A 26,342-nucleotide genomic window follows, 5' to 3' on the forward strand; every position below is an offset into this window, starting at 1 on the left:
GTGTATAGCATTTCGCTATTGAGGCTGTGCAGAGTGTAAGTATCCGAACTTGCCACCCTTAAAGATGCTTTTATATAAATCATAATAATTAACTGGATAGACATGCTATCAACAATTAGTCTTACTTCTCTAACCTGTGCTTATATTTATGATATTTCACCTCAGCTTCCACGAGTGCACGATAAAATGCTTCTTCTCCAAATACCAGCTTCTGTAAAACACGTTTCGCTGTATGAACACCTACCCCCGTTGATACTAAAGCTTCTATAGCTTTCTTACCGTAGTTTAATACTAATCCAGCTGCATCCATTACCTCACGCGAAAGCTTCTTTTCACTATTAGAGAGCCTACTGTTATGTTTTATCTTCTCAAGAACAATTTTGGCAACCTCTATACGTTCCCTTGATAGTGCTGGATAGATCATTCGGGCGCCACAACGCGGACATTCTATTTTATCGCTGAGATGTGATAGTCTTCTTGACCATGTTTTTCCACACATTACACACAAGAAGATTACCTCTTTCGACGACAACTTTCTCTTAATCGCTTCGACTAGTATTGTGGAGGGTAAACTATCAACAGAGACACGATCACCAAATCTTGCCTCTGCTACAGCATCTTCTGTTATAGGGGATGTGATCCTTAGACTAACTGTTCTTACTTCAACTTTTTTGTTTCTAATCCTTTCAAGGAATGAATATAGAGCATTGATGTCTACTTTTCTTACGTTTATCTCCTTATACGCCTCCTCACCAAGTATAGTATCTTTCAATTTTAGAATAATAGTTTTTATCTGTTTCAAATTAGTCTCTCTAGTTCTTTTCACAGCGCCTGCACGGAGAGCAACATAGAGTAAAATCCACTGATAGAGCCGACTTCTATAGATAGCCTTACGTAGTAGATTATCTACATCCTCACGTGTAAAGCTGGCAAGTTTCATCAACGAATCAGCTATAAAACTAGGCCTTTCATGAGATGCCAGCCTAACAGCCACAATGTATGGTGTACTCGTAGTTACTGGCGAGTAACCTTTAATCTCAGATATGTAGGCAGATAGTAAATATTCAAGAGCCTTATTACCACGGCTACCGAGGAAACTATATATAATGAATGTATCCCCATAGTGCTCTATTACTATTCTTTTATCTGTCGGTAGCGGCAAACCTTTTGATATATGTCTAGTTATTCTGTCTACAATTATTCTTCTCGCATTATCATCTAGCGGATAATTGTCTAATACTCTTTCACCAATTTCTTCGTAACGTCGCAAGATGCTACCAAGTTCTCGCGCAACTCCATATTCTACGGGGATTAGGTCACCCTCCCATGCCGGAGGTATTAGACGGTCCTCTCTAGCGGGTTTCACTCTCACATGATCTTCACTGATATCTACTACCTCCCAGACACGTCCACCTAGTACGAACTTGTCCTCCTTCTCTAGAGTTGCTACAAACTCCTCATCGAGAACACCGAGTTTCTTGCCGCTAGCTACCTCGTAAACATTATACTGCCTAGTATCCGGTATCATAGTAACACTAAAGTAGTAGCTCTTACTCATAGACCCTATTGACACTCTTGACTCCTTTGCTCTGGCTATCCGAGAGCTATCCATATAGTATAATATCTGATATAACTCATCTATGCTAAGATCTCTATAATAACCACTGCTTGTTATAACATTGTAAAGTTTATTTACATCAATTTCACCAGACTCTATAATCATACCAGCCACTTGATGAATAAGGGCATCATAAGGTTTGTTGTAGAGTGGTATATTCTCCAAGTTACCCCTCATAGCTCTAGCCGCTATAACTGCAGATTCCAATATATCAAATATGTTGTTAGACGCTACTATTACTCCTCTGGAAACACTGCCCGCTCTATGTCCTGCACGACCTACCCGCTGGACAAGCTTCACAACTTGCCTAGGCGACATGTATTGTATAACAAGATCAATACTACCTATATCGATACCAAGTTCAAGACTCGACGTAGCTACAAGTGCTTTTATCTTACCGCTCTTAAGCTTCTGCTCAGCGTCTACACGTTTATCACGGCTAAGGCTTCCATGATGCACCTCTATAAACTCGTCACCCACAACTTGTTTTAGTAATGCACCTAGAACCTCTGCAGTATCACGAGTGTTTACAAACACTATCACGTTTCCTCGACTCTTTGCAAGGATATTCTTGATTAGATTTACTCGTGTCAACGTTTCATTATGAACTCTAGAACGTACGCTGTTAGTGTCATTATTGCTATTCTTAGAGCTATCTCCCGGTGCTGTAACTAGTATACTATAACGTTTTTTCGTCTTCTCAGCCTCAATTATCCTGACATATCTTTCACCCATGATTAACTTAGCAACTAGGTATGGATTACTCACAGTGGCTGAAAGACCTATAAGCTGGAGCCTAGCCTTAGTATATAACCTAGCAACGCGTTCTAGTGCTAAGGATAGTTCTGCTCCTCGTTTATCTGAAACCAGTTCATGAATCTCATCAATAACTATATATTTAAGGTTATTTATATTATGTCTGAATTTTTCTACACTAAGTAAGAAGTAGAATGATTCTGGTGTTGTTACCATTATGTGCGGTGGATTCTCGAGGAACCTTCTCTTCTCCGCAGTAGTACTATCTCCATGCCTAACCTCGAGATCTAGACCAAGACTCGAAGCTATACCTGACATTCGCTTGAATATATCACGGTTAAGACTACGTAAAGGAGTAATGTATATGCAATATATGCCTCTGGAACGTACACCTATGAGTCTCGAGAGTACGGGAAGAAGGGCGGCTTCAGTCTTACCACTGCCTGTCGGCGCTATAACTAACACGTTGTTACCTCTAAGAATCTCTGGTATGGCCTTATCTTGTATCTCGGTAGGTTTTACGTACCCGTGTTTCTCTAGTACACGCTGAAGTAGCGGGTGTAGCAGTCTAAACGCTCCACTTACTCTACGCTTCTCAATTCTCTCCTGCGCGTTCATAGTGTGTTATTTCACCCTTGTAGCACTACCTTTGCAGCTAGAACCTGGGGGCGCCGCGTTTTGACCAAAGGTAATACCAGCTTATTTACTCGTCTACTATTACTCTCAATAATCTCGACAACATTGATACTCTTATCTAGAATAATGGATCCTCGCCTATCTATACTACTCTCGACAATATCAACACTACTGGTGCTGGTCGCTAGATCCATAATTATTGCGATAGCTGCACTAATCTACAACATTACACTTATACTTTATGTCGTGCCACTGTCACTTACACATAACACCATTATGCAATTAACCTTGGAGAAAGATGCTTATAGCACAATAATTATTCTGGCAGAAACGACACTCATAGCAATTATGATTGTAACCAAGGTGATGTCATCTCTACGTTCCAAATATCATATTGATACATTTATTCGTAATATAGCATATGTTGGCGTGAAAGATGTACTAATATACGCCTTATGTTGTAGACGAAGCTATATCGCGTTATCACTGATAACTGCATCTGCTGCTGTATATTCCCTTTCTTCTACTTCACCACTATTCTATACACATAGTGATATGCTGTGCTCCCTTTTACTCTACACTTCCATGGCATTGGTGCCATTCGCAGTCATACTGGCATCAATAGAAATTTCTGCCACCATTACCGCTATACTTGTAACAGTAGCTGCTGTTGTAGCACCTCAACCCTTGCTCTTAATGGCGTTTATAGCTATGCTTCCCATAGAGACTACACCAGTCACAATTAAGCTCAAAAAGCGAAACGGGTTTAGCATTGGTTATCTCGAGGCAGTTCTAGTTGATTCACCTTCACTAAAGTATAATATAGAAGGCCAGAAGTCTTTCTCTACAACACGTAGCTGGTGGTCACCCGCATATCCTACATCATCATGGTATAGTGTTAAAATAACTGTAAAAGAGAATCCCCACATCATCGTGACGGGGACTACAGGGTCAGGGAAATCCTTTACAGCAATGCAGTTGACAAGAGCTATATTGGAGAAATTTGACAATAAAGCAGTACTCATAGTTATAGACCCGCACGGCGAGTATAAGAATCTACTAAACAACCATACAGTAGATATTAGAGTCGTAGATGCCTCCCAAGAAGCTCCTAACCCCCTGGAACTCATTGGACGAAGCCCACGAGAGCGGGCAGCCGAGCTTGTAGAACTCGTTTCGGAGTTCTACAACCTAGGTCCAATTCAAGCAAGGATACTAGAGGACGCCATACTACTATCATACGAGAATGCCGGCATAAGGGATGATGATCCGTCAACGTGGGGGAGATCGCCACCAACGATTAGAGATGTAATCGCGATACTCGAAGACATGTCTAGACAAGACGCTCGCGCACGCATCGTAGCTATGTACCTGTCGTCTCTAGCGGCAAAAGCCTTTAGCCAAGACCGTTTACCATTTCCGACACCAGATAGCAGCCTTAGCGCTATTATTTTCGACCTATCTCGGCTAGCTACACGCGAACAGATGGTACTCTACACTGAAACAATATTATATAAATTGTATAACTTGGTTAAGGCGCTCGGTCCTGCAGATAGTCTACGTTACATACTCCTAGTAGATGAAGCACACATTTTCGCGCGTAAGACATCACGGAAAAGAGCAGTCCTACCCTTGATTGCCGCAGAGCTGCGTAAGTATGGTGTCGCATTGATCCTCGTAACTCAACGGGCAAGCGAACTAGATGAAACAATACTCGCCAATATGGGTACATATATATGTCTAAAACATACAGACACCAGAGAGTCTAAGTTCATAGCAGAGGTTGTATCCAAAAACCCTTTGAATAATGACGCTAAAGAGATCCTAGTATATACTTTATCGATTCTACCTAAAGGTTATGCAGTTGTAGGCGATATAGAGATTGAGACGCCTCTCCTAGTTAAGCTTCAAGAATGATATTAAAATAGCATTATATATGGGCTGTAAAGAGTATAATTAGGGTAAGGATTTTTGCCTAAGGGGTAACAGGGAGGGAGAACTGCTAGGGTGAAATGCGGCATGTCGGAGGAGGAAGCTATTATCGAAGAAGAAGCTACGTCAGCAACCGTAGAAGAGAGTGAGGAAGTTGAGGAAGTTATCGACCTCAATGCCGCACTTCTAGAAGCTATGGTCAAACGCACAGAAATACTGGAGAGGTTCACCAAAGGCGAGGTAGACGCGACAGAGGCTGGTAGCCTTCTAGAGGCAGTAAAGGTGCCATCCCTCGAAAAGAGGCGGAGAAGAAAACGCTAAACATCCATGAATTAGAATGCCTTCTTTATTTCGACGTCATATCCTAGCCCTTTAAGAGCTTCTACTATCGCTTCAACACTTACCCTCCTATCGAAAATTATTACAACATGCTTTTCTTCGTCCCTTTTGTAGAGCTTAACCTTGTCTATTACTGCATTACCTTTAATATAATCATCAGGTCTATGGGGCGGCGCGATGTAGTCTTTGAACTTCTTGCGCATATACTCATAGAATTCATCAAAATTGCGTATATACCTTATAGTCTCTTGCATGTCCGGTGTCATCTTGCCCATGATTTCCGCTATTTTTTCTAAAAGTTTTATAGCATCCTGCGCTGGTATGTCAACAGACTTGTACTTCGCCATATCGACTTCCACTACCACTTTGGACATGCTCTCACCCTCCACGTACACTAAGCGCCACATAAGTTATCCTTTCAAGCCATATATTTTTAATAATACCATTATGCATTCATGGAAAGCGGCTTCATCCCTCGTGCCAGCCTACAAAACGGGGCTTCACCACAGTTCTCCTGTAATGTGCCCCGCCGCGATTACTGCACACTCATCGGTCAGCCGGTAGTCTAGAATTACGGCCCACCACATAAAGTCTAAGCATCGCTCTACACGATTGTATAGCAGGGTTCTACCCCTAGGAGCTTTATAACTCAAAGTGGTAGAGGGTATTCTGCGAGGAAGGGTAGATAGCCATGAGCATATTTTGGGAGCGTTGTAGTATATGTGGTAGGCATCGTCCGCTACGTCAGTGCTGGATTCACAGTGATCGCAACATCTGTGCATATTGCTGTATAGCGTGTCCGGAGCGGAAGGTGTGCCCCAAGCCTGTATGGTTCCCCGAGCTACGAGAACCCCGTATAACCCGTGACAGATCTGAAGAGAGGGTAGAAGCGAGGAAGGCTCTTGAAGAACTCTTGAAGAGACTTGAATCATCCTAGAGCTAAAAATACTAACATCACTTATTCTCTATATGCGTGGCGATACCCAGTATATTAATGTGCCTCCGCTTGGCAAGTCAAAGCTTATCCTCATTGGAAGCGCTTCACCGTATTGCACTGTAACTGTATCGGCAGCCGTTGTAGCCTTTACACTCGCCTTTAGCAGATCTATCGAGTACTTAGCTTTGACTGGCGTGTTACCAGTAACATCCAGGCTTATGAGGGGCTCACCGACCCGTAGTACTCCCATGTAACGTTTCTGAGCAGACTCTGCATAAACCTCAATCCTATCCTCATAACTGCTAAACTCTACCTCATCACTAACTATCTTGGCATCATTTATTATGTTCTTGAAGTCGTCCGCCATCATGCGCGCCGTAACTGTGAGTTCTACCTGCGGTTCACTAAACTCCTCTACTACGCCCTCACGCAACGGAACGTAGAAACTACGCACTACACCAGTCTTCTTATCTATGAAGTTTACTTCTAGACGCCTACGTTCTTCATCAAGCTTTAACTCTACTAGGTCATTGCGCGTCCCCCTCTTAGCTATACGGTTAAGCTCGTCAGCTGGCACAATGAACGTCTTCTTATCCTCATCTAGCTCATATTCCTCGAAAGCCACCATTGGCAACCGTAGTATTATCATAGTAGTCTTATCAGGTGTTAAAGTTCTCACATCGATGCCGTCCTGAGTTGCTATGAATGGTATCTCATCCATAACTTTGGCTATTGTCTGGATTATATACTTGAACTTAGTTGCAGCTGGGTATACTGCTCGAAAGCCCATAGTATCCCCGCTAGGAGAAAACTGGAAGAGGAACCAGCTTTACTATTTCCGACACCTGAGGTATAGGGTCAACTATGCAATGATGCAGCTCTACCCGCCTCGAGCCCCTCACACATGACGGTTGAGGGGCAGTGAGGACCTTACCACCGGCTGAGCCTTCTCTCAGTTTAGCCATGCTTTAGAGCACCTCTAGCCCCTCCGCGCGCGCTATATCCCTAAATCGCTGTGCATCTTCTCCCATGTACACATTGTTGAACATTATGTAAACTTCTTCAAACCTATATTCATCTATATAGCCTCGTACAATCCCGACAAGCCTTCTTAGGTCTTCATCTGTGTATTTGTATTTGTAGTTCACTTCTCTTCCACCAATACCGTGAAGACGTAGATACAGAATCTTCTGGCCACTACACACTACTGGTTTTCTCCTAAACGGGTCAACAACATGTATGACTCCTACCCCGCATATTATGTCTTCCAGTATGTCTCTGTGTTCGTGCCAGTCCCCGCGAGGCTCCCATCCAATAACTATTGTGTTACCCGTATAGCGCGTTGCCAGCATGGAGAACTCCTTAGCGTTTTTGACATTTGTTTCACTATAGCTGAAGCTTGGTGGCGTCTGCAGCACTACTACTCTTGCACCAAGTATTCTTGCAGCCTCAATAGTCTTTATCCATGCATCTATATTCTCCTTTGTCGGCTTTAAGTAACCATAGTTCTCTATATTGCCTGTCGGCTTTATACCAGCCCGCCGCCACGTAGGACTTGAGGCTGGATGAGTTATAACCTGCCACGCTTTAATGTTGAAGACAAAGCTATTAGGCGCCTCTCTACGCCATCGCTCAAGCGTGCTCTTCTGCGGCAGCTTGTAGAATGTTTGCTGTACCTCAACGGTATTGAACAACGTGTAGTATTTCTTGCGTGAGAAGGGGAAGCCACAGCAACCAACAAAAACTTTCACACCATCCATGGGGTCCCCTAGTTCCTATTAGCGCTGGAGAGGCCTGACTTGTATGAATCGGACTTCGTCTAGCTTTGATAGCTCTGTCTTGACCGCATCTATGTCTATACCACTCCGCGATAAATCTATTATTATTATACACTCTGCATACTCACCCCGCTTGACAGTAGTACACTGCGTGGTGACTTGATCTACATTAAGCTCGGCCAGTTTCTCAGATGCTTTAGCTAACGCACCCGGCACATCTTTAAATTCGATACGCATTTCGAAGAGCTTGCCCTCAGCGCTCGGCAACGGCGTTAATACGATCTCACGCTTATCAGGGTCAGCTATTAGTATAAGGTTCATACCCTCGATGATGTTTAAAGCTTCCCGAACTACCAGAGGTATTGTCACCCTACCCTTGCTATCAACTTTTACTATCTCAGCTAGCCGCACTCCTACCACCATTCCACATGTGGAAATGTAATGAAATAATATAACTTTTTGTCAACACCCTACCTGTCCATGTTTTTCTCGACAATCTCTACTATTTTCTCTGCAAGCTCTAGTATTGCTTTCGACGCCTTGCTGTCAGGATACTTTACAAAGAATGGCTCGCCGGCATCATTGGCTCGTGATATACGTGGATCTATGGGTATCTCGCCGAGGAACCGCACACCGTACTGCTCTGATATCTTCTTAGCTGCACCTTCGCCAAAGATGTAGTGTTTACTACCATCAGGGCATTCAAAGTAGCTCATGTTCTCTACCACCCCTATTATGTCTACGTTCATCTTACGCGCAAAGTTAATCGCTTTAGCTACGACGACACGAGAGACATCAGATGGTATTGTAACTATTATTGTGCCGGTAAGATCACGTATAAGCTGCGCTATTGTGAGCTGTTCATCTCCTGTACCTGGCGGGAGATCTATGAACAAGTAATCGAGTGTACCCCAGTCCGCGTATGCCAACATCTCACGGATAGCTGATGTAGATAAGGTTCCACGCCATATTACTGGCACATCTTCTTGTGGGAGCAGCAGGCCTATTGAGAGAACCTTTACACCGAGCGGCGCTGTTACTGGTATTATTCTACCATCAGTTGTGGCCATAACTGTTTCTCCTTGTACCCCCATCATCTTTGGTATCGATGGACCGTAGATGTCGGCGTCTAGCACTCCTACTTTTCTACCTAGATAACTCATAGCGAAGGCCAAGCTAGCAGTGACAAATGATTTACCTACACCACCTTTACCGCTGAGGATCGCAACCTTGTACTTAATCTTCTTCATGTTTTCTTGTATCTTTTTCTCTTGTTCACGTATCTTTTTGAATGCCTCTATACGCGCTTTAACTTCTGGCGGAATCCTCTGCTGTGACTCCATATAGCTTCCCCTAATCGTGGATTCACTACATCTCCGTGTATAGGCTCTACACGATATAACGTATTATATTCACACCCTAGTATACTACCACTTAGCAACCTAAGCCAGCAATAGACATGTAAGATAGACCTACTAGTAGCACATAGTCCTATAAGGCAGGCTGGGGTATAACGAGGGCTACAAGCTATGAGACGAAGTAATCTAGTCAAAAGAACGCTTGCCGTTACTATGTTGAACTACTTGCACAAATTCTACACATACAAAGAACTCAGCAAGAAGCTTTCAATACCACAATCTATGATAAGCAGGTATATACGCGGACACAACCTCCCAAGTGAGTATCACGCAGATGCAATAATAGACTTCTTCATGAAAAGTAGCATCGTTAGAGATTACCTTGGCAAACTCCTTTCTAGAGGCGCTATAGACGAGATAGTCTCAGATAACGACCTACTTGAGATATTGGCATTTATATCTCTAGAGAAAGCACGTAAAATAGATCCAGTATTTGATTATATAGTTATAATTAATGATATTTCCTCATTTATAGGTTTGCGCATAGCATCACAACTTAGAGCTAAAGTAATTGTTGGATTCATTCCTCCACTCGTCCCTCCCGGTGCAGATCTATGTATAACTATAGGACAGTACATTAATTCGTTAACTATATGCTTAAAAGCAAGAAATATCGGCAAACTACGTAGATCTAGTGCACTCTTTGTACACCCTCTAACATTACCACTTGAATATAGCATTCATGTGAAAAGTAAACTCATGGACTTCTTTGGGAATATACGCATACTTGCACCGTTATGCAATAGCAATCTAGATGACGAAAAGATAATCTGCGGCTTTATAACGGAGAGCTAGGGTAAATTGTATAGTTGAGAGGCCATTCAGCGATGACCGGGGTTTTAAACACTGATTTACAAGATGATGTCGAACCCACGCAGGGAGCACGCTTCTGCAACAATATACTTAGATCGCGAAGCTTAGAGCTAGAGGCATATGCTGAGATAAATGACTGCAAATTACTAATAGTGTATGCTCCAAGTATTTCTGCAGAAGAGTCAACACCACTACTTGTTGGCTGCATCTATCATGCAATACTACCAATAGATGCTTATGCCACACCAAAACTATTGGAACACGGCGTACTCATAGCTACACCATTACGTAACAGAAAAGTAGTAGCACGCATAAACAATCTAGATATAGAGCATACATCATACATATACAAAGACGGCTCGATACTTATCCTAGTAACCACTAACAGCAATGCCTTGGAAGAAATAATTGATTTCACAAATACTATAGACTTTAATAATATCAACTATTTCTGTGTTAATTCGTTTAACGAACTTCCTGATAAAATATATGATGTATTACCTAGCCACAAATAGCTACATGACAACTATAATACAGTGATGGTTTCAAACCGGCGGAGATGTTGCGGTGAGCAAACAATTGTACCTGAGGTTTAAGATATGCCGTTGGCTCGATAAGGACGAGTTCAAGGACCTAGTCAGATTGGCTTCTTATATTGGTAGGCGTGATGGCTGCAGCTGGTTCGAGATTAGTTTTAGCAACTCACATGTAGACAAGTTGCTTGATCTACTAGATTCTCTGAAAACATTTGGAGCTGAGTTTGATCAAAGATCTAAGCAAATTGTAGATAAACTTCTGGCTGAAGCCAATACTGTTGAAATAGATGCTTCTACTTCAGGATTCCTAGTAAGATCTAGAAGGCTTCTCTTAGATTACCTCTCCACTTTCCGTGCAAAAGGCTTAGTTAGGTATTCAAGAAATTACAGAGGCTTTATAGTTAAACCATATGCTATTGTAGATGTCATTGACCGGTTACAACGCGAAGGATTTAAGGTGAAAGATAATACTGGTCTCCTTTATTCCAAGAAAACTCTCAACATAGTGTTTAATGGTAAGTTACGTAGCTACCAGGAGGAGGCCATCAATGCCTGGCGTGAGAACCGCTATAGAGGTGTAATAGCTCTACCTACTGGATCTGGTAAAACCATAGTGGCATTAGCAGCCATGGTTACTCTATCCGTCCCTACACTCATAGTTGTTTATACACGCGAACAGCTGAATGAATGGGCTGAAAAGATAGTCAAGTTTACTAATCTTGATAAAAATAATATAGGACTATTCTATTCTGAACAAAAATCTATTAAATTAATTACTATAGCTACATATCAATCTGCCTTTAGAAATATAGATATATTATTCGACAAGTTCTCATTACTGATAGTTGATGAAGCACATCATTTACCTGCAGAAAAGTTCAGAGCAATTGCCGAGTCTATACTAGCCCCTTACAGGCTTGGATTATCCGCGACACCATATAGAGAAGACGGGCGTCACGAAGAACTCTTCCGACTTGTAGGAGGTGTTGTATACGAACGTTCTCTTAGTGAGCTATTAGAGGAAGGATTCATCGCCTCTTTCGAGATCGTACCGGTACTTGTCCAGCTCGAAAGAAAGGAATTCGAAGAGTATAAAAAGTTAAAGAAAAAGTTTATAGTTATGGCGCGTGGAAGGAAGGTGGACGAGCTCGTTAAAGCAGCCTCCGCAGGCGACGATTCAGCTAAACAAGCTCTTCAATTACTCTCACGCATAAGACGTGTCCTAGCGTTATCTAAATCCAAGGTAGAGGAGGCACGACGAATCGTTGAAAACGAGCTTGCAAAGGGCTCAAAGATAATAATATTTACACAGTATGTTGATCAAGCTGAGACTATAGGAAAGGAGCTTGGCATCCCTGTGGTCACAGGCAAGACAGAGAAACACAAACGGAGGATAATCTTCGAGTTATATAAGCGTGGACGTTTCAGAGCCATAGTCTTGACCACCGTTGGCGATGAAGGCATTGATATACCAGATGCCAATGTAGGAATAGTTTTGTCTGGAACTTCCTCGCGTAGACAGTTCATCCAGAGACTCGGGAGATTGCTTAGACCCCAACCAGGTAAGGTGGCAAAGCTATACTATATTGCTGTAAAGGGGACTCAAGAAGAAACAGCTCTTAAAAAGCTTCTCAATTCTATATAAGTCCTACAAACCACTATCCATGGCCAGGTATAGGGTTATGTTATGACTAGGCTAGGCTGTATTCGGAAGATAGGCGCGTAATGCAATATAAGGCGTGGTGTTGCAGCATTGGCGATAGGAGAAGGAGGGGCTACTTGTATGAGCAGTGGCAGTCTACAATTGTACCTTAGCGGCAACGGTAATATTGATCTATTGTATGATAATAGCTTGCCAGAGATAACTCTTGGAGGGGCGGGACACCCCACTAGCTATACAGTTACATTCGAACATATATTAAAGACAAGATCCATAGATAAGGCTCTTCTCGAGCTAGGCATTAGAGTAGCATCCATGGAAATACCTAGGTGGAAGATATCATTTAACGATGTTGTGCTCACACGGGAGTTCAAACCTTTACTCTGTGTTGAGATAAGCAATGGGTACTTCTGCAAGATAGTTTTCGATGTGACACCCATTGTAACTTCAAAGGATAGCAGCCAACACAAAGTAGACATAGAATACATCGGTGTAAAAGAATTATCTATAGATCACATAGGTCTTCTCATGCTGGGCTCCTATGAAGAAGCTATGTCGATCTATAGTTATTGGAGCGGCGCTGTATCTCTCCAACCTGGATCAGCGACAGATATCGAGCTTCCGTACGAGTTCGAGCATGCAAAGGCAAAGATTATCGCTTATCTACCTCACAGCGATGCCAAGTTACTCATTAGTTCTGACTCTGTTAACACTATAATAGAGAGAACAACTGGTATGAACGAGTTAATTGTTGATCTGGGCACAACCAAGAGGTTAAAGCTTGAGCATAGAGGAACTGGCAGTTACTACCCAAGGGAGATACTGTTGTCATCTATCCTTGTGTACCAGATGAACGTTCCTGAGCCCAGCATAGATGTAAATCATAGAATTGTAAACGATATTGCCGAGATACAGTTATCTAACAGCGGCAGTGATGCAGCCGAGAATGTTGTTGTAGTATCTATAGCTGTTGGAAATGTTATAGACAGAAAGGTCCTGGGTAAGCTTGAGCCCGGCGATGCTAAGAAGCTACAGCTCAAGATAAAGCATGGAGCTATAAATACGATTCGTGTAATATGGAAACATAGGGGCAAGACGTTCTTTAAGGACTTAAAAGTTAGAACCGAAAGCTAACTCCATATCCTCATAGTCACAGTGATGAATTACTCCCGGACAGACTATGCAAGAGATGAAGAGAACTTACCCAGCTGAGCTCTACACTACTCATTTCATAAACTTCCTAAGTCCAGTATTTGTGACTATGGCGATGAATTCATCCAAACTTACTCCATTGTTTAATACTTCATCGTCTATCCTAATTCTACCGGTATTTGTCTCCTTGACTTGATCTATGGGTATAAGCTTCCATCCCTTGTGTGGTCTCTTTACAGCTATTAATGGAGTTGCGCCCGCCCGCCGTGAAAATTCGATAAGCTTCTCTAGCTGTGTCCTATCTATGTATATTGGCGCATTATCACGCCTATACTTAACTTCTATTGCATATATTCTTCCTTTAAAGATTGCGACTATATCTGGATATGCTGCTAGCCTGGTTCTAGCCCCACTAGCTGGTGCTCTTATGACTGCAAAACCTTTACTCCAGAGCTTTCTTACCAGCTCTCTTTCGGCTTCGAATCCTCTTCTACGCCTGGCATTGTCCATACTTCTCTCCCGTCACATACCCTAACCTACCATATTGACGCGTATTGTAATACCATACTTATCTTCGAGCTTCTTAAGCCGTTTCATCTTTTTCATCAAAGTTTTAGCTGCTATTCTAGGAACATTGACTATTACTAGATTATCTCTTACCTCTACATCTGCTCCAGGTATTATGCGTTCTACGAGACGCTTTATCTTATCAGCATAGGCCGATGTCGCAACTTCTCTGACTGGAACCACGACCGTCTGCTCGCCGAATGTGTATATCTCGTATGCAAGCTCGTCTGTTAGTGCGTCACGTACCTCCACGACTGGTCTAGCCAGATCTGCCTCGCGCAACCCTGTTGGCAACTTTACGGTCATTCGCAACTCATAGACTTTCTCAACGCGTCCCTTGTCTATGAATATCACTGTATCTATAATGCTTGGCAGCATGCCTATATCTACTCTTCGGATAAATCTCTGTACTGCATCTATAGGCGTGGTAGCGTGAACAACACCTATCATACCTATGCCCGCTAGCCTAAGGTCTATATATAGACGGAAGTCCTGGTCGTCGCGTAGCTCGTCAAATACCGTATAGTCGGGTCTGCTTAGTAGCAGTATATCGTGTAACTCCCCTATATCTGCGTAATTCTTGGAGTATTGCGTTATATCTGGTGGAAGCAGCATATCGCGAGGAGACTCTATCGTTTTTACAATTTTTCCTTTGCTTGCATAGTATTCTGCTAGTGCCTGTGCGAACGTTGTTTTACCCATTCCAGGTGCGCCAGCTATCAGTATACCTTCAGCACGCTCATCAAGCCTGCGTAGAAGTTTAGTTGGAAGTTTATAGTCCTCGAGCCGTAGGCGCTTCACAGGCCTTACTGCAGTTATTTCCCAGCCCTCGCTTAATGGTGGCCTGGTTATTACAATTCTGTATCTACCAAGCTGTATGATTGTTGATCCTGCCCGGTCTATCTCTATAAATCCGTCGGGTCTACGCCGAGCTACTTCGACTATTTCTCTAGCAATAGCTTCTACTTCTTCGCGTGAAAGAGGTTTTGATGAAAGATCCACTAGCACCCAGTTACCCGGAGTTCCTTTCTTTGCACGCGGTGGACTCCCCTCTTTGAGATGAACACTCATAGTGTTGTCATCAAAGAACTCATCTATTCTTAGTTTTTCTTCGCGCCGAGGTTGAATATACACTACACTGATTCCCATAGCTTCTGCTACGAGAGCTTGCACTCTATCTGCAGTTATTAGTGTTGCACCTACTTCATAGGCATACTCCCGTATTAATGCATCTATAGCACCATATCGTGCTCCTTTAATATCATACATTGAAGGCCTCTGTCCAGCTATTTCGAAATCTATTAATCCTTGAACCGCTAGCTCTCTTAATCGTTTTACTTCGTCGAGGCCTGCATATCCGGTTGCCTTGCCCTGATTAGCCTGGTTCTCTAGTTCTGCAAGCACTGCTCTATGGATTATTATTTTGCCTCTAAGTTTTCCTTCTACCACAAGTTTCGATACTACTCCTTCTATGAGTACACTTGTATCCGGAACGTACGCTGGTGTATGCTCAAAGCTATACACGGCTCTTTACAGCCCCCAACGAAGACTACGCATCGGGCTGGCCCTATAGCTCTAATTCTTACCACTATCAGCCTCACACTGTTTTAGGTTCGCTTAGCTCCCTGCTGGAGTGCGCCTAGCATCCTCTTCTGATTTTTCGGGCGAATGCAATGCCTCGTGTACATATCGACGTACACAGACTTGCCTCAACACTAGTTGTACTTGGTTATGTATATGTTACAGTGGACCAGTTAGCATCTATACTAGGTGTGTCGACTAGAACAGCAGGTAGACTTCTGGCCGAAATGGCCAGACTAGGTCTAGCAAGACGTTGGAGCAGGAGGGCATATAAGCTAGAACTTCTACAGCTAACCGAGGTGAATAAGTAGTTGGCGAAACCGGTTAAACTAATACTAGTAACAGCAGATCATCATCCACAACATAAGCTATGGTTACAGCTTGTAGACGAAGTAGCAAAAGAAACGGGTCTAAGCAAGGAAGTAAGGATAGAGGACTATGTTTTGCTAACCGAATACGGAGATACAGATGATCTAGGCATGCCATGGCTACCTCAGTTATTAGTTCAATTAGATGACAACTCGGTCAAAGTACTCATATCACGATTACCGCTTGACAAAAACTTGAAACCAGATGTCGAGGAAGCAAAACAGATAGTGATGAGCAAACTTAATGAGATAACGAATTAACACTATCTACAATATTTTGTTTCTTCAATATTGTTGTAGTAGTGATATCCGTGTTTAATCCGACACATGGCTTAGCTTTATAAATTGATGATTTGCAAACGTAAAATATGCAGACCATGTAAGCCTCAAACGTGTGATATTATATGCATACAACTGTTCCTCTAGTATCCTACACTCCTACCACTATTGCGTCGTCCGTAAGATGCTTGAAGTTGTCATTGCATCAAACAACAATATGCTATTTTGACTTTGACTTCAAAATACGGAGATACTCGCATACTCATTATAACCGTTAGAGAATAGAGTTTCACAGTGTACAACGAACTGTTTCTCATAAGTTCAGAACAACTTCGTGATACCATTTGGTTTATGCTCCAGTAAATGATGGACACACTTAACATAGCATATACCTATATATAGTGGGGCGATCCAAGCGTTCCAAACCGAGATAATTATGCGACGATAGCCTAGTAATACTATGGCTTAAGTCTTACCTATCCATAGGGTGAACTAGGTATGAAAGTACTTGTGATAAGAGCTGATGAGGGAAAACTTACATCATCTGAGATAATAGATGGAGACTATAATGCGATTGCCAAAGAAGTTGTCAAGAGAGCTTTAGAAGAATGGAACCCCGGAGAAAGCGACCTAACAGCAATAAGGACCAAGCTTGAGCTACGCTATAAACTGCCTATAGACCCAGATCTTTACGACAAGATAATGGATTTAAACCTAGAGCTGGTACGTGAAGGTAACGAACTCATAGTAAATCTTCCCGTCCTAACCATAAGCTTTGACAATGCATGGTTAGACGATGCCTATCTAGATAGACGCATGTATATAGTATCAATATACTTAGATGACGCTGCAAAACAGCAGCTCGAGGAATATGCTATAGAAGCCACCAAGGAACCAAAGAGAATTGATACCGGTCAATCAATAACACTAGGTGAAGAGGAGCTAAGACGGCTTGAAGAGGGTCTAACAGAGATAGAAGAGGAAAAACCTAAGCGTCGCAGAAGCAAGAGAAAGAAGAAGTAAAAAACATATTTCAATTAAACTCACTATTGTTATGTTCTTAGTCAACGTCTGAAGAATAATTCAAGTCTTGATGAACCTATTACCTCGTCCCATGACATATTTATAGCTAATAGCAATTGTTCAAATACGCTCTTAACACTCTCAATATACTTTTCGGCATCTACCTCAGGTAGACGTGCAAGCTGGACAGGCTTTACGCCTTCTTTACCCTTAACTTTGACAAATGATATAACGTCGCCTGGTAGAACTTGAACGCCAGCTCTAATTAGTTGTTTAGCAGCTTTAACATGTTGCGGTGTATTCTTGGTGTATGCTTCAACCGGCTTATTTAACGCCATACGTATAGCCAGCTCATCAAGATTGAACTCCATATCTCGTAGACCGTGGTAGACTTTTCTTAGCCTTTCTCTGATTGCGTTGCGCACTCTAATGAAGTCTTCTGGACTTTTTACAGAGCCGAGTATGGCTAGTATTTCGATAAACTCCTTCTTAAGGAATTCTGGGGTGTTACGCTTCTTAGCTACGAGGCCTTTAACGTCTACACTTCCATCCTCGTATGCGCCTATGTAGTTCTTCTTTAGGCCGCTAAACGTTACGAACTTGTATACTTTATCAACCTCAAGATCCAAGCCAAAATTCTTCTCCACATATTCTTGTAGCTCCTTGAGCCCTTCTTCGCTTGGATTCCAGATAAATAGAGAGTCTGTATCTCCATATAGCACTTTTAAGCCTATTTCGCCTGCCTTTTGCAACGTTTGCCTAATAGTGTACCTCCCTATAGCTGTAACACTTTCAGCTACAGGAGGTGCATAGAAGGGGAACGTCTCGGCACCGAATACACCGTAGCTAGCATTTATGTATACCTTCATAGCTGCTTGCACAGTATTGTACCATGCACGCTGCAAGTCTGGCAGAGACTTGTCCTTAGCTTTCTTCTTGTATATTTTCACACGATAGTCCCTGAGCAGACCAACTATCTGTGATGTAAGCCCGGGAATGCTCATACAAACCTTATGTCCTACATCGGGTACTTCTACAAGTTTAGAGCCAGGACAGTATACAGGATTAACTGTTTCATAGCTCAGATTCCATCTCTTAATGATGCTCGGATATAGGCTCGCAAAGTCCAATACCACAACATTGAAGTAGATACCGCTAGGCGGGTCGAGAACTAAAGCACCTTGATACTTCTTGCCCTTTATCAAGGCTTCAGACTTTGTACCACCTTTCAGCTTTATTATCTCGTCCTTCGTAGGTATTAGGTAGCCCCTCCTCCTATGCTCCCAGTAGAATAGACTCTTAATCCATGCCGAGACTTGACTACGCGTAACATCTTCTAGGGGAAGCTTAGATATACGCATCAAGAGCACTATCAATGTCCATACAAGGTCGTTATTGAAGCTTGTAAGCTTTAGTGTCAGGTCCGCGTCACGCACGTTATATCTTATAAGATCGAAGAATGAGAGATCACTCACTGTAGACTCTATCTCTACTTTGCGTTCTCCAAGCAGTGCTGAGGCTATGGCGTCTAGCGTGAATTCACGGTAGGCGTTACCAAAAGCGTATGTTTGTATGGCCTTTATGCTAAAGAACTTGTACAAGTCTATATGGAAACCGTAAACTACAGTCATATAATCGCCTTTGACGCGGAACGGGATGAATTCGCGCGGTATGCCTAGTTTCACTGCCCTGTTGTACAAGTAAGGGAAGTCGAAGTTGTCGCCGTTAAAGCTGAGTACAATCGGGTAATTGGCTATTATACGGAACGTTTCTAGGATAAGTGCACGTTCGTCATCAAATATCTCTATATGAAGATTGTCAGGGAGAGGCTCATTAGGCTGCTCCATGGGCATACCAGGTCGTGCAAGAACGAATATAGCGCGCCAACCTTCGTCCGAGGAAAATGCGACGCTTATAACTGGGTAACTAGCATTAGTTGCATCAGGTATCCTTCCTTTGAAAGGCGTGAATACCTCAATGTCTATAGCTACCCTACGAGGTTTGGGCGGGGGCTGCTCGAATAGTGGGAACCACTTAACAGCCATCTCTATAGTGCTCTCGTCCTCACCACTAAATATTTCGCGAATACGCTTCTCGTCTTCCTTACTAGGCTCTATATCCACTGCAACCAGTCTTCCGTTTTCTACCCTATACCTCATCCCTGGTATCAAACCGTAATCGTATATATAGTTATGATGAAACTTGATATTCGCCTCCCAGGCACGTGGAACTTTGTCACGTAGAATACGCACTACATCAGGAGTCTTCACTACTATCTTTGTAACCTTCCTCTGTTGCCATCTGAGCAAGTCAAACTTTTCAACAACCTCAACATGGTCAAAACCCTTATGTCTAACTATGTCCGGAATTTCCTGAATCTTATCAGGAGGTATATCGGTTAAGAAGTAGGGTTTGTACCCTGTCTTGTCCCTGTATATATAAACTACTCCTTCACGGTCATCATAGATCTTAGCAGCGGCAACACTAGTTTCACTGTCATAAACAGTCTGAAGCAGGAAACCTTCAACACCACTTACCGCTTCTCGAGGTTTCCTTACAAGCGGATGAGAGGAAAGTTTCTCAAAGAAGCTGACCCTACGCTCACCAAGTATTAGCTTAGGCTTGTCATGTTCTACTTCTCTCTCAACATTATTGTACATATCCTTTTTAGCGTCTCTGCCGACACCCCGTACATCCTCTAGCACGCCTCCACTTGTTATGCCTACGCTACTGCTTATGCTGCCGTACTGTCTACTCGAAGCATAGACACTATTACTCACTATTTCTCCCTTTATGCCACTGTTCTCTGTATCACTACCACCGCCCTCAGCCCTACGAGATATTTCGGACAGAAGCTCACGAAATTTATTCTCATAAATCTCCTCAACGGAGCCAATGCCGCTTCTAAAACCACTACCAGTATCTCTGGGGTTAGCAGTAGCTCTAGCCCCTCTATACTCCTCAATACCCTTCTTGTTGTCGGATTTCGTACTGGGTGCTAGAAACTCAAGCAGGTTCCTCTCGCCGGTGCGTCTTCGCACACGCCTTGGCACACAACGCCCCCATACCATGCTACTCTAATGTAACACCGTATAAGGTGGTTGACCTATAACACCATAAGGGTTCAACGCGGAATCACATGTAATGCTTAAAAAGGGATTCACACTGGAAGAATTCCATCGGCAGAGCAAAGTGGGCCCGTAGTCTAGCCAGGATAGGACGCCGGCCTGCGGAGCCGGTAGTCCGGGGTTCAAATCCCCGCGGGCCCGCCAATAATCACCTTACATAGCATACACGACTATCCAACACGTTAGGCTCTTGCAGCTTTCTGTCTACTCCGGTCTTGGGGTTTCTGTATGAGGTTACCAGTATGGTGTACATGGTGTAAAGATAGTGTTACACGCAATGGATTAACGCCCGGCGATCTCCTAATAACCGATAATGGCAATGTACTACTCTATGTAAGACGCATCCACGGCACAGATGTAATTGTAGTACCCAAATACACAGCTGGCAATGGTCCATGGAGTGTGGCTTATTTCACCACCCTAAAGCGTATCATCAAAACATACTCCCCCAAAGACGTTGACATAGCAGCCAGAATTATTGACTCCGTATATAGTCCTAATTATGGCGTCAAAATACCAGTTCTAAGTCTGAGTAATTTTAGAGGACTCCTCTGTACCCTCAGGCCACCACTACACGATATCATAGACGAACTGAACGAGTTTACTGACAGCGTATGGAGCATGCTGTCAGAGACTCTGCCCGGACTCACGGAGTGCGGGAGGCCGACCGGGTCCGCGCTAATGGGTTCCCTTAGAAGCTTCTCGGATATAGACGTAGTTTATGTAACTGATAGGCTTGCTTGCTGGAAGACACTAGACGAGCATACCCAGAATAAGCATATCCAACCTCTTCCCCCCAGAGAGCTTCAAGAATGGGCCAACCGTGAAGCTTCTACACGTGGTCTACCGCCTGGACTTGTAGCAAAACTCTATCGCCCTTGGGCACGCTTTGTCCTAGGGAGACGAATTGTGTCGCTTGTATTTGCCTCGGCCTTTGCACGGTGGAAAGAAGAACGTAGAGTCGTTATTCCAGGCAACAAGGTTAAAGAGATTGTGGTCAGAGTCGAGCCACGAAACATTGAACTAGCAGACTTTCCCGCAATAGTTGAAACACTAGAGGGCATCTATCTGGTAGTCTATGACGGGCTATTTGTCCCTCCACTGTACGATGGGGGCCGGTTTAGGGTACGTGGCATCACCTCTAAGATTTTGACCGAAAGTGGGGAATTCGATGCACTAATCATAGGTGCCCGTGAAGCTGTCACTTTTCTTGAACCGTTGCAGCATCCCTAAAACAAGGTTAATGCTTTGGAGAAGGATAGTTAGCTTGTTGCCTCTACCTCAATATTCTTCTTTAGTAACTCCATAGCCTTCTTAAGCGCTTTTTCTTTCTCTTCACTATTCTCCGCCGTTATCGCCTCTACTACGGCTGCGAACAGTTTGTATAGATTTATTATCTCTTCTCTAAGTTTGCCTGTCTTCTCTTCCAGATCTGTTATACGCGTATTCATTGTATCCATTAGTACATCTAAAGTATGGAGTACCTCCTCTAACCCCTCAACACCATGATGATGGTGGTGGTGATCATGGTGATGATGGGACTCACTAACTTCTTCCACGACCTTCTGTAAATCATCCTCTTTCTTGGGCAAAGTCATACGCATACGTTTACCCATATTCATGCACCGTTACACGCTATAGGCATGCGGGGTTTAACTCTGGTCCGCCTCCTCAAAAACCTCCTCCTTATCCTCTACATCACTTTCTCTTACAATATCACTACTATATTGTATAGCATTAGCCAAATACATTATAACCTTCTTAGCCGCTCTATAGTCGATACACTTAGTCTCATACACAACCCCGCTATTATCTTCAATTACTACACGTTTCATGCCGGGTATACCACAATCTTCCAGCCAATAGCTCTTCACAAGGCCTACCGCGGCCATGCCCTCCAGCTGAGCAACGTACAAGCGTCTACGCTGACCAGCCATAGCGTCCATGCCGCCCCATCCCTTTGCCATAAGTTTTGTATCCATCTTAACTCTACCGCTGAAAACTATGGTGAATCTACTATCCTAGTGACAGTGAAGTAGAGCAATTAGAGACGATAGAAGAGCCAGTAGTATCGCTACCCTGTTTACAATAAGTATAGCATCTGGCCTCCTGCTACGACTCACGAACACTCGCTGCAAAAGCATTCCAGTAGCTGCCAGCGATAGACCCGCCCCAGCTATGACTATTGTCGAGTCCCCGCATACCCACGTCAGTTCACGCCACCCACACAAGTAGGGCAAAGCCGAGGGTCTTTAGCCAGGCCGTTAAATAGGCTAAACTGCGGGTACGGGAATTATGGACGGTCAACAGCTGGCAGAGCTAGCCAGAAGAATAGCATTGGCACTAAAAACCTTCCAAGGTTTTATATACCAGCAAGACATAGACGATCCAAAAGCCGTACTCACAGTCGTGAGATCCTCCGGAATCGCTATGCTATTAAGCACGGTTACCCTCAGCCAACAACACGGCCTCTACGCACTATTACTAAACGACAGAGGCTGCAGAACAGAGTGCATATACGAGAAAGGCTGTAGCCCCAGCGACCACGACTGTATCGAAAAATGCATGCAAGACTGCCGGTCGAGAATGATAAACAAGATAGCGGAGGCGTTAAACAAGTATGCTGAGCGCAAATCTAGAACCAATAAACATTGACCACCTAGTACGCTCGATGCTAGTACTCTTCATAGCCATAGACCCCCTCGGCAACGCCCCCCTGTTCTACGGTCTTACAGCAACTCTATCCGATGAGAAAAGACGTGTAATAGTCCGCCAAAGCTGCAAGATAGCAACAATAATACTAATAGTCTTCGCCATAGGAGGCGATATGCTGCTCTCATACTTTGGCTTATCTGTGGCTGATTTCAGAATATCTGGTGGCATAATCCTATTAATCTACGGTATTGCTGGAATTCTTGGCTGGACAGAAGCATCCATGATAAAACATCCCGAGGAAGCAGAAACTATAGCTGTCGTACCACTAGCTACACCATTACTCGCAGGTCCCGCTGCCATTGCAACAGTCTTGTACATAAAGGCAGTCTATGGAATAGAATACGCTCTCGTAGGTATTGCGGTGAACACCTTGATAACGTTCGTTATGCTCAACAACAGCCAAAAACTCATGGATATACTTGGCCGGAACGGCGCCATAGCATTATCAAAGATAATGTCTATACTGCTTGCAGCGATAGCTATTGCTATGATAAGAGAGGGAGTACTCGAAATAATGGGAGGTTAGGCTAGTCTAGGTTTCTAGTTATTGCCCTAAATGCCAGGACTGATTTTAAAAATAGTAGACGATTGCAGAAACATAGTTAACTAAGTAAAAAGCCTACGATTATGTGTTTAGGCTCCGTAGCATTTTTTCGATCGTTTCGAGTCTACGGAGCATAATCTTCTTCTCTATTGAGGCTACTAGCCTTCTCGTTGGTATAACAGCATCTGGGTTGACGCTTATACTATCGATCCCGTTAGCTACTAGGAACTCTACTATTTCTGGGTACACGCTTGGAGCTTGACCACATATCGAGACTGTGCGGCCATGACGGTGTGCAGCCTCAATGAGCATCTTAATCGCTTTTAGTACTGCTGGATCACGCTCATCGAAGTAACCCATCCCAGCAAGTAGTTGTGAGTCACGATCAACTCCTAAGACTAGCTGTGTTAGGTCGTTGCTGCCTATGCTGAAACCGTCTACTAGCTTCGCAAACTCGTCTGCTAGTAGAACCACGCTTGGAATCTCCGCCATTATCCATACCTTGAAGTCTTTGTTCCTCTCCAGTCCTTCTTCAGCCATTATGTTTAGTACTCTTTCTACCTCCCATGTCGTTCTCACGAAAGGTAGCATTACCCAAACGTTCTTGAGCCCCATCTCATCGCGTACCTTCTTTATAGCCCTCACTTCTAGCCGGAATGCTTTCTCGTATGCTGGATGGATGTATCTAGAGACACCACGCCAGCCTAGCATCGGATTACGCTCTTCCGGCTCGTACTTCTCACCTCCGCGGAGGCCACGGTACTCGTTAGTCTTGAAATCGCTAAATCTCACTACCACGGGGCGCGGGTATATTGCGCTCGCGACTTTGGCTATACCCTCCGCCAGCCTCTGTACGAAGAAGTCTGCCTTCCCGGTTTCTAGGAGGTATACTGGATGGTATCCTATCCAATCAGTTAGTATGAATTCTATCCTCATAAGCCCTATACCATCGAAGGGCAAGTCTACATACTTGTCTATTACATCTGGCTCGCCAAGGTTCATGTAGATCTTTGTCGCTGTTACAGGATATAGCTCACGGAGTGCTTCAGCGCTTACCCCAGTACCCTTCTCCTCTTCTTTCTTACTCTTACCTATCTCTACCTTGCCCTCGTAGACGACGCCACGGCTAGCATCGACTGTAATGAGCATTCCAGTCTTTATTACTTGTGTAGCATTTCCTGTACCCACTATAGCTGGTATGCCCAGCTCGCGGGACACTATAGCGGCGTGGCTCGTCATACCACCTTCGTCTGTGACTATTGCAGCCGCTTTCTTCATTAATGGAACCCAGTCAGGGTCTGTCATCTTTGTTACGAGTATGTCACCCTTCTGGAACTGCTGGGCCTCAGGGCCGTGCGGGTCAAGGATTACCCGAGCTACACCAGTTGCTACACCCGGACTTGCCGGCAGACCGCGTACTAGGATTCGACCACCCTCAACCGCCTCAGTACCACTCTCTTTCTCCTCGACTTTACCCTCTTTCATCTTCCTGCTCCAGACTGTCTCATGGCGAGCCTGCACTATGAAGATATTGTTGGGCGGCTTTATGTCCTTATCGATGGCCCACTCAATGTCCATAGGATTGCCGTAGTGCTGCTCTATCTTTATACCATACTTAGCCAGTATCTTAGCCTCTTCATCGCTCAAGCTGGGTGCAAGAGCCTTCTCCTTGGGCAGCTCTATTACTACGTTTTCGCCACGCTCGGGATCATAGGTTATCATTATATTCTTAGGATTAATCTTCTTCTCAACTATCTCGAGCGTCTTCTTATCGATTATGAATTCGTCGGGTGTAACCTTACCTCCTACTACTGCCTCGCCAAGGCCCCAGCTGGATTCTATAACTATTACGTTTGGGTCACCAGTTGCGGGGTGTATTGTGAACATGACACCAGCTGAGCGTGAGTTAACCATTTTCTGGACCACTACAGCCATACCTACCTTGGAATCGTCTATCCCCTGCTGAGCCCTATAGAATATCGCGCGAGCTGTGAAAAGGCTGGCCCAACAAGCCTTGACCTTCTCGACTACTGCATCCTCACCCTTGACGTTGAGGAATGTATCTTGTTGTCCAGCAAAACTGGCCTCGGGGAGGTCCTCTGCAGAAGCGCTACTTCGAACAGCAACTAGTGGCTCCTCTACACCCACACGCTTTGCTAGTTCTCTATATGAATTCTTTATGGCTTTGGCTATTTCTTCTGGAACCTCGGCCTTTAATATCATCTCTCTAATTTTCCGACTTGCCTCGTCAAGAGCCTTAGTATCTTCTACATTAATACCGTCAAGAATGTTCTTGATTTTTTCCCAGAGGCCAGTTACTTTCATGAAGCGCCAATACGCCTCAGTTGTAACAACAAAGCCCGGCGGGACCGGGACGCCAGCTGAAACCAGCTCGCCTAAGTTGGCACCCTTACCGCCAGCCAGGTCAACATCCTTGGCACGTAAGTTCTCAATCCAGATTATTAGTGGCCTCTGCTCAGACATGGTGCCATACCGTGCCTCTTGCTCCCCGGGAACACACATATAAACCTTTAAACAGTGTAAACTATGCTAGAACGCTAT

At 43.9% G+C, this 26,342-nt stretch carries 25 protein-coding genes and 1 tRNA gene; 14 read left to right on the forward strand and 12 right to left on the reverse strand.

Annotation, left to right across the window (positions count from 1 at the left end; genetic code table 11):
- Nucleotides 1-121: 121 nt before the first annotated feature.
- The gene (locus Pyrde_RS05265) at nt 122-2,992 is read right to left on the reverse strand and encodes a DEAD/DEAH box helicase (RefSeq protein ID WP_055408822.1); all 2,871 of its coding nucleotides are present in this window, start codon (nt 2,990-2,992) and stop codon (nt 122-124) included.
- Between the two features lie 60 nt (nt 2,993-3,052).
- Between Pyrde_RS05265 and Pyrde_RS05270 the strand changes: the two genes are divergently transcribed.
- A complete protein-coding gene (locus Pyrde_RS05270; RefSeq protein WP_156328015.1) occupies nt 3,053-4,927 on the forward strand; it encodes an ATP-binding protein in 1,875 nt (624 codons plus the stop codon).
- A gap of 102 nt (nt 4,928-5,029) precedes the next feature.
- Complete coding sequence (locus Pyrde_RS05275; protein WP_055408826.1) at nt 5,030-5,263, forward strand: hypothetical protein; 234 nt, start codon at nt 5,030-5,032, stop codon at nt 5,261-5,263.
- An 11-nt stretch (nt 5,264-5,274) separates the two neighbouring features.
- Here the strand turns inward: Pyrde_RS05275 and Pyrde_RS05280 are convergent, their stop codons facing one another.
- Complete coding sequence (locus tag Pyrde_RS05280; RefSeq protein ID WP_231656688.1) at nt 5,275-5,670, reverse strand: hypothetical protein; 396 nt, start codon at nt 5,668-5,670, stop codon at nt 5,275-5,277.
- 302 nt (nt 5,671-5,972) lie between these two features.
- On the opposite strand from Pyrde_RS05280, the gene Pyrde_RS10440 reads away from it, so the two are divergent.
- Nucleotides 5,973-6,218: a hypothetical protein gene (locus tag Pyrde_RS10440; protein ID WP_082419497.1), complete on the forward strand. Its 246-nt coding sequence runs from the start codon at nt 5,973-5,975 to the stop codon at nt 6,216-6,218.
- A gap of 28 nt (nt 6,219-6,246) precedes the next feature.
- On the opposite strand, the gene Pyrde_RS05285 is transcribed toward Pyrde_RS10440, so the two are convergent.
- The 4 genes from Pyrde_RS05285 to Pyrde_RS05300 form a co-directional block, all read right to left on the reverse strand.
- The gene (locus tag Pyrde_RS05285; protein ID WP_055408829.1) at nt 6,247-7,008 is read right to left on the reverse strand and encodes a DNA polymerase sliding clamp; all 762 of its coding nucleotides are present in this window, start codon (nt 7,006-7,008) and stop codon (nt 6,247-6,249) included.
- 178 nt (nt 7,009-7,186) lie between these two features.
- Nucleotides 7,187-7,978 carry a DUF72 domain-containing protein gene (locus tag Pyrde_RS05290; RefSeq protein WP_055408830.1) on the reverse strand — a complete coding sequence of 264 codons (792 nt, stop codon included), beginning with the start codon at nt 7,976-7,978 and terminating at the stop codon, nt 7,187-7,189.
- An 18-nt stretch (nt 7,979-7,996) separates the two neighbouring features.
- The gene (locus Pyrde_RS05295) at nt 7,997-8,407 is read right to left on the reverse strand and encodes an AbrB/MazE/SpoVT family DNA-binding domain-containing protein (RefSeq protein ID WP_055410775.1); all 411 of its coding nucleotides are present in this window, start codon (nt 8,405-8,407) and stop codon (nt 7,997-7,999) included.
- 59 nt (nt 8,408-8,466) lie between these two features.
- A complete protein-coding gene (locus tag Pyrde_RS05300; protein ID WP_055408832.1) occupies nt 8,467-9,339 on the reverse strand; it encodes an Mrp/NBP35 family ATP-binding protein in 873 nt (290 codons plus the stop codon).
- 240 nt (nt 9,340-9,579) lie between these two features.
- Between Pyrde_RS05300 and Pyrde_RS05305 the strand changes: the two genes are divergently transcribed.
- From Pyrde_RS05305 to Pyrde_RS05320, 4 genes are all read left to right on the forward strand, one after another.
- Nucleotides 9,580-10,209, forward strand: coding sequence for a helix-turn-helix domain-containing protein (locus tag Pyrde_RS05305; RefSeq protein WP_180385410.1), 630 nt, complete (start codon nt 9,580-9,582; stop codon nt 10,207-10,209).
- A 32-nt stretch (nt 10,210-10,241) separates the two neighbouring features.
- Nucleotides 10,242-10,742, forward strand: coding sequence for a hypothetical protein (locus tag Pyrde_RS05310; protein ID WP_055408836.1), 501 nt, complete (start codon nt 10,242-10,244; stop codon nt 10,740-10,742).
- 52 nt (nt 10,743-10,794) lie between these two features.
- Nucleotides 10,795-12,408 (forward strand): DEAD/DEAH box helicase, encoded by a 1,614-nt coding sequence (locus Pyrde_RS05315; protein WP_231656689.1) that lies wholly within the window; start codon nt 10,795-10,797, stop codon nt 12,406-12,408.
- 108 nt (nt 12,409-12,516) lie between these two features.
- The gene (locus Pyrde_RS05320) at nt 12,517-13,557 is read left to right on the forward strand and encodes a hypothetical protein (protein ID WP_156328016.1); all 1,041 of its coding nucleotides are present in this window, start codon (nt 12,517-12,519) and stop codon (nt 13,555-13,557) included.
- 90 nt (nt 13,558-13,647) lie between these two features.
- Here the strand turns inward: Pyrde_RS05320 and hjc are convergent, their stop codons facing one another.
- Both hjc and Pyrde_RS05330 read right to left on the reverse strand, forming a co-directional pair.
- Nucleotides 13,648-14,085 (reverse strand): Holliday junction resolvase Hjc, encoded by a 438-nt coding sequence (gene hjc / locus Pyrde_RS05325; protein WP_055408841.1) that lies wholly within the window; start codon nt 14,083-14,085, stop codon nt 13,648-13,650.
- A gap of 21 nt (nt 14,086-14,106) precedes the next feature.
- On the reverse strand, nt 14,107-15,666 hold the full coding sequence (locus Pyrde_RS05330; protein ID WP_055408843.1) for a PINc/VapC family ATPase: 1,560 nt from the start codon (nt 15,664-15,666) through the stop codon (nt 14,107-14,109).
- 149 nt (nt 15,667-15,815) lie between these two features.
- On the opposite strand from Pyrde_RS05330, the gene Pyrde_RS05335 reads away from it, so the two are divergent.
- The 3 genes from Pyrde_RS05335 to Pyrde_RS05345 all read left to right on the forward strand — a co-directional run bounded on the left by Pyrde_RS05335 (nt 15,816) and on the right by Pyrde_RS05345 (nt 17,393).
- Nucleotides 15,816-16,034: a hypothetical protein gene (locus Pyrde_RS05335; RefSeq protein WP_055408845.1), complete on the forward strand. Its 219-nt coding sequence runs from the start codon at nt 15,816-15,818 to the stop codon at nt 16,032-16,034.
- Complete coding sequence (locus Pyrde_RS05340; RefSeq protein ID WP_055408847.1) at nt 16,035-16,352, forward strand: hypothetical protein; 318 nt, start codon at nt 16,035-16,037, stop codon at nt 16,350-16,352.
- 516 nt (nt 16,353-16,868) lie between these two features.
- A complete protein-coding gene (locus Pyrde_RS05345; RefSeq protein ID WP_055408849.1) occupies nt 16,869-17,393 on the forward strand; it encodes a DUF2286 domain-containing protein in 525 nt (174 codons plus the stop codon).
- A gap of 41 nt (nt 17,394-17,434) precedes the next feature.
- On the opposite strand, the gene Pyrde_RS05350 is transcribed toward Pyrde_RS05345, so the two are convergent.
- Nucleotides 17,435-20,446, reverse strand: a complete 3,012-nt coding sequence (locus Pyrde_RS05350; protein ID WP_231656690.1) for a DNA-directed DNA polymerase I — start codon at nt 20,444-20,446, stop codon at nt 17,435-17,437.
- Between the two features lie 141 nt (nt 20,447-20,587).
- On the opposite strand from Pyrde_RS05350, the gene Pyrde_RS05355 reads away from it, so the two are divergent.
- Together Pyrde_RS05355 and Pyrde_RS05360 are read left to right on the forward strand one after the other, a co-directional pair.
- Nucleotides 20,588-20,665 (forward strand) — tRNA-Arg (locus Pyrde_RS05355).
- An 84-nt stretch (nt 20,666-20,749) separates the two neighbouring features.
- Nucleotides 20,750-21,754 carry a hypothetical protein gene (locus tag Pyrde_RS05360; protein WP_055408850.1) on the forward strand — a complete coding sequence of 335 codons (1,005 nt, stop codon included), beginning with the start codon at nt 20,750-20,752 and terminating at the stop codon, nt 21,752-21,754.
- Between the two features lie 29 nt (nt 21,755-21,783).
- Here Pyrde_RS05360 and Pyrde_RS05365 read toward each other — a convergent pair whose 3' ends face one another.
- Nucleotides 21,784-22,137: a hypothetical protein gene (locus Pyrde_RS05365; protein ID WP_055408852.1), complete on the reverse strand. Its 354-nt coding sequence runs from the start codon at nt 22,135-22,137 to the stop codon at nt 21,784-21,786.
- Between the two features lie 36 nt (nt 22,138-22,173).
- On the reverse strand, nt 22,174-22,503 hold the full coding sequence (locus Pyrde_RS05370) for a hypothetical protein (RefSeq protein ID WP_055408854.1): 330 nt from the start codon (nt 22,501-22,503) through the stop codon (nt 22,174-22,176).
- A gap of 313 nt (nt 22,504-22,816) precedes the next feature.
- Between Pyrde_RS05370 and Pyrde_RS10645 the strand changes: the two genes are divergently transcribed.
- Together Pyrde_RS10645 and Pyrde_RS05375 are read left to right on the forward strand one after the other, a co-directional pair.
- The gene (locus tag Pyrde_RS10645) at nt 22,817-23,176 is read left to right on the forward strand and encodes a hypothetical protein (protein ID WP_088171674.1); all 360 of its coding nucleotides are present in this window, start codon (nt 22,817-22,819) and stop codon (nt 23,174-23,176) included.
- Nucleotides 23,142-23,762, forward strand: coding sequence for a MarC family protein (locus Pyrde_RS05375; RefSeq protein WP_055408856.1), 621 nt, complete (start codon nt 23,142-23,144; stop codon nt 23,760-23,762). The genes Pyrde_RS10645 and Pyrde_RS05375 overlap by 35 nt, the downstream gene beginning before the upstream one ends.
- Nucleotides 23,763-23,861: 99 nt before the next feature.
- Here Pyrde_RS05375 and ppsA read toward each other — a convergent pair whose 3' ends face one another.
- Nucleotides 23,862-26,264, reverse strand: coding sequence for a phosphoenolpyruvate synthase (gene ppsA, locus Pyrde_RS05380; protein ID WP_055410779.1), 2,403 nt, complete (start codon nt 26,262-26,264; stop codon nt 23,862-23,864).
- Nucleotides 26,265-26,342: the final 78 nt, after the last annotated feature.

The sequence above is a fragment of the Pyrodictium delaneyi genome, from assembly GCF_001412615.1.
GTDB classification, from domain to species: Archaea; Thermoproteota; Thermoprotei_A; order Sulfolobales; family Pyrodictiaceae; genus Pyrodictium; species Pyrodictium delaneyi.

Excerpts from the sequence above, each read along its gene's own strand:
- Pyrde_RS05335 (WP_055408845.1), top strand. The coding sequence starts at position 15,816 with ATGCCTCGTGTACATATCGACGTACACAGACTTGCCTCAACACTAGTT.
- Pyrde_RS05360 (WP_055408850.1), top strand. The coding sequence starts at position 20,750 with ATGAGGTTACCAGTATGGTGTACATGGTGTAAAGATAGTGTTACACGC.
- hjc (WP_055408841.1), bottom strand. The coding sequence starts at position 14,085 with ATGGACAATGCCAGGCGTAGAAGAGGATTCGAAGCCGAAAGAGAGCTG.
- Pyrde_RS05265 (WP_055408822.1), bottom strand. The coding sequence starts at position 2,992 with ATGAACGCGCAGGAGAGAATTGAGAAGCGTAGAGTAAGTGGAGCGTTT.
- Pyrde_RS05375 (WP_055408856.1), top strand. The coding sequence starts at position 23,142 with ATGCTGAGCGCAAATCTAGAACCAATAAACATTGACCACCTAGTACGC.
- Pyrde_RS10645 (WP_088171674.1), top strand. The coding sequence starts at position 22,817 with ATGGACGGTCAACAGCTGGCAGAGCTAGCCAGAAGAATAGCATTGGCA.
- Pyrde_RS05365 (WP_055408852.1), bottom strand. The coding sequence starts at position 22,137 with ATGGGTAAACGTATGCGTATGACTTTGCCCAAGAAAGAGGATGATTTA.
- Pyrde_RS05275 (WP_055408826.1), top strand. The coding sequence starts at position 5,030 with ATGTCGGAGGAGGAAGCTATTATCGAAGAAGAAGCTACGTCAGCAACC.
- Pyrde_RS10440 (WP_082419497.1), top strand. The coding sequence starts at position 5,973 with ATGAGCATATTTTGGGAGCGTTGTAGTATATGTGGTAGGCATCGTCCG.
- Pyrde_RS05285 (WP_055408829.1), bottom strand. The coding sequence starts at position 7,008 with ATGGGCTTTCGAGCAGTATACCCAGCTGCAACTAAGTTCAAGTATATA.
- ppsA (WP_055410779.1), bottom strand. The coding sequence starts at position 26,264 with ATGTCTGAGCAGAGGCCACTAATAATCTGGATTGAGAACTTACGTGCC.
- Pyrde_RS05370 (WP_055408854.1), bottom strand. The coding sequence starts at position 22,503 with ATGGATACAAAACTTATGGCAAAGGGATGGGGCGGCATGGACGCTATG.
- Pyrde_RS05345 (WP_055408849.1), top strand. The coding sequence starts at position 16,869 with ATGAAAGTACTTGTGATAAGAGCTGATGAGGGAAAACTTACATCATCT.
- Pyrde_RS05310 (WP_055408836.1), top strand. The coding sequence starts at position 10,242 with ATGACCGGGGTTTTAAACACTGATTTACAAGATGATGTCGAACCCACG.
- Pyrde_RS05290 (WP_055408830.1), bottom strand. The coding sequence starts at position 7,978 with ATGGATGGTGTGAAAGTTTTTGTTGGTTGCTGTGGCTTCCCCTTCTCA.
- Pyrde_RS05300 (WP_055408832.1), bottom strand. The coding sequence starts at position 9,339 with ATGGAGTCACAGCAGAGGATTCCGCCAGAAGTTAAAGCGCGTATAGAG.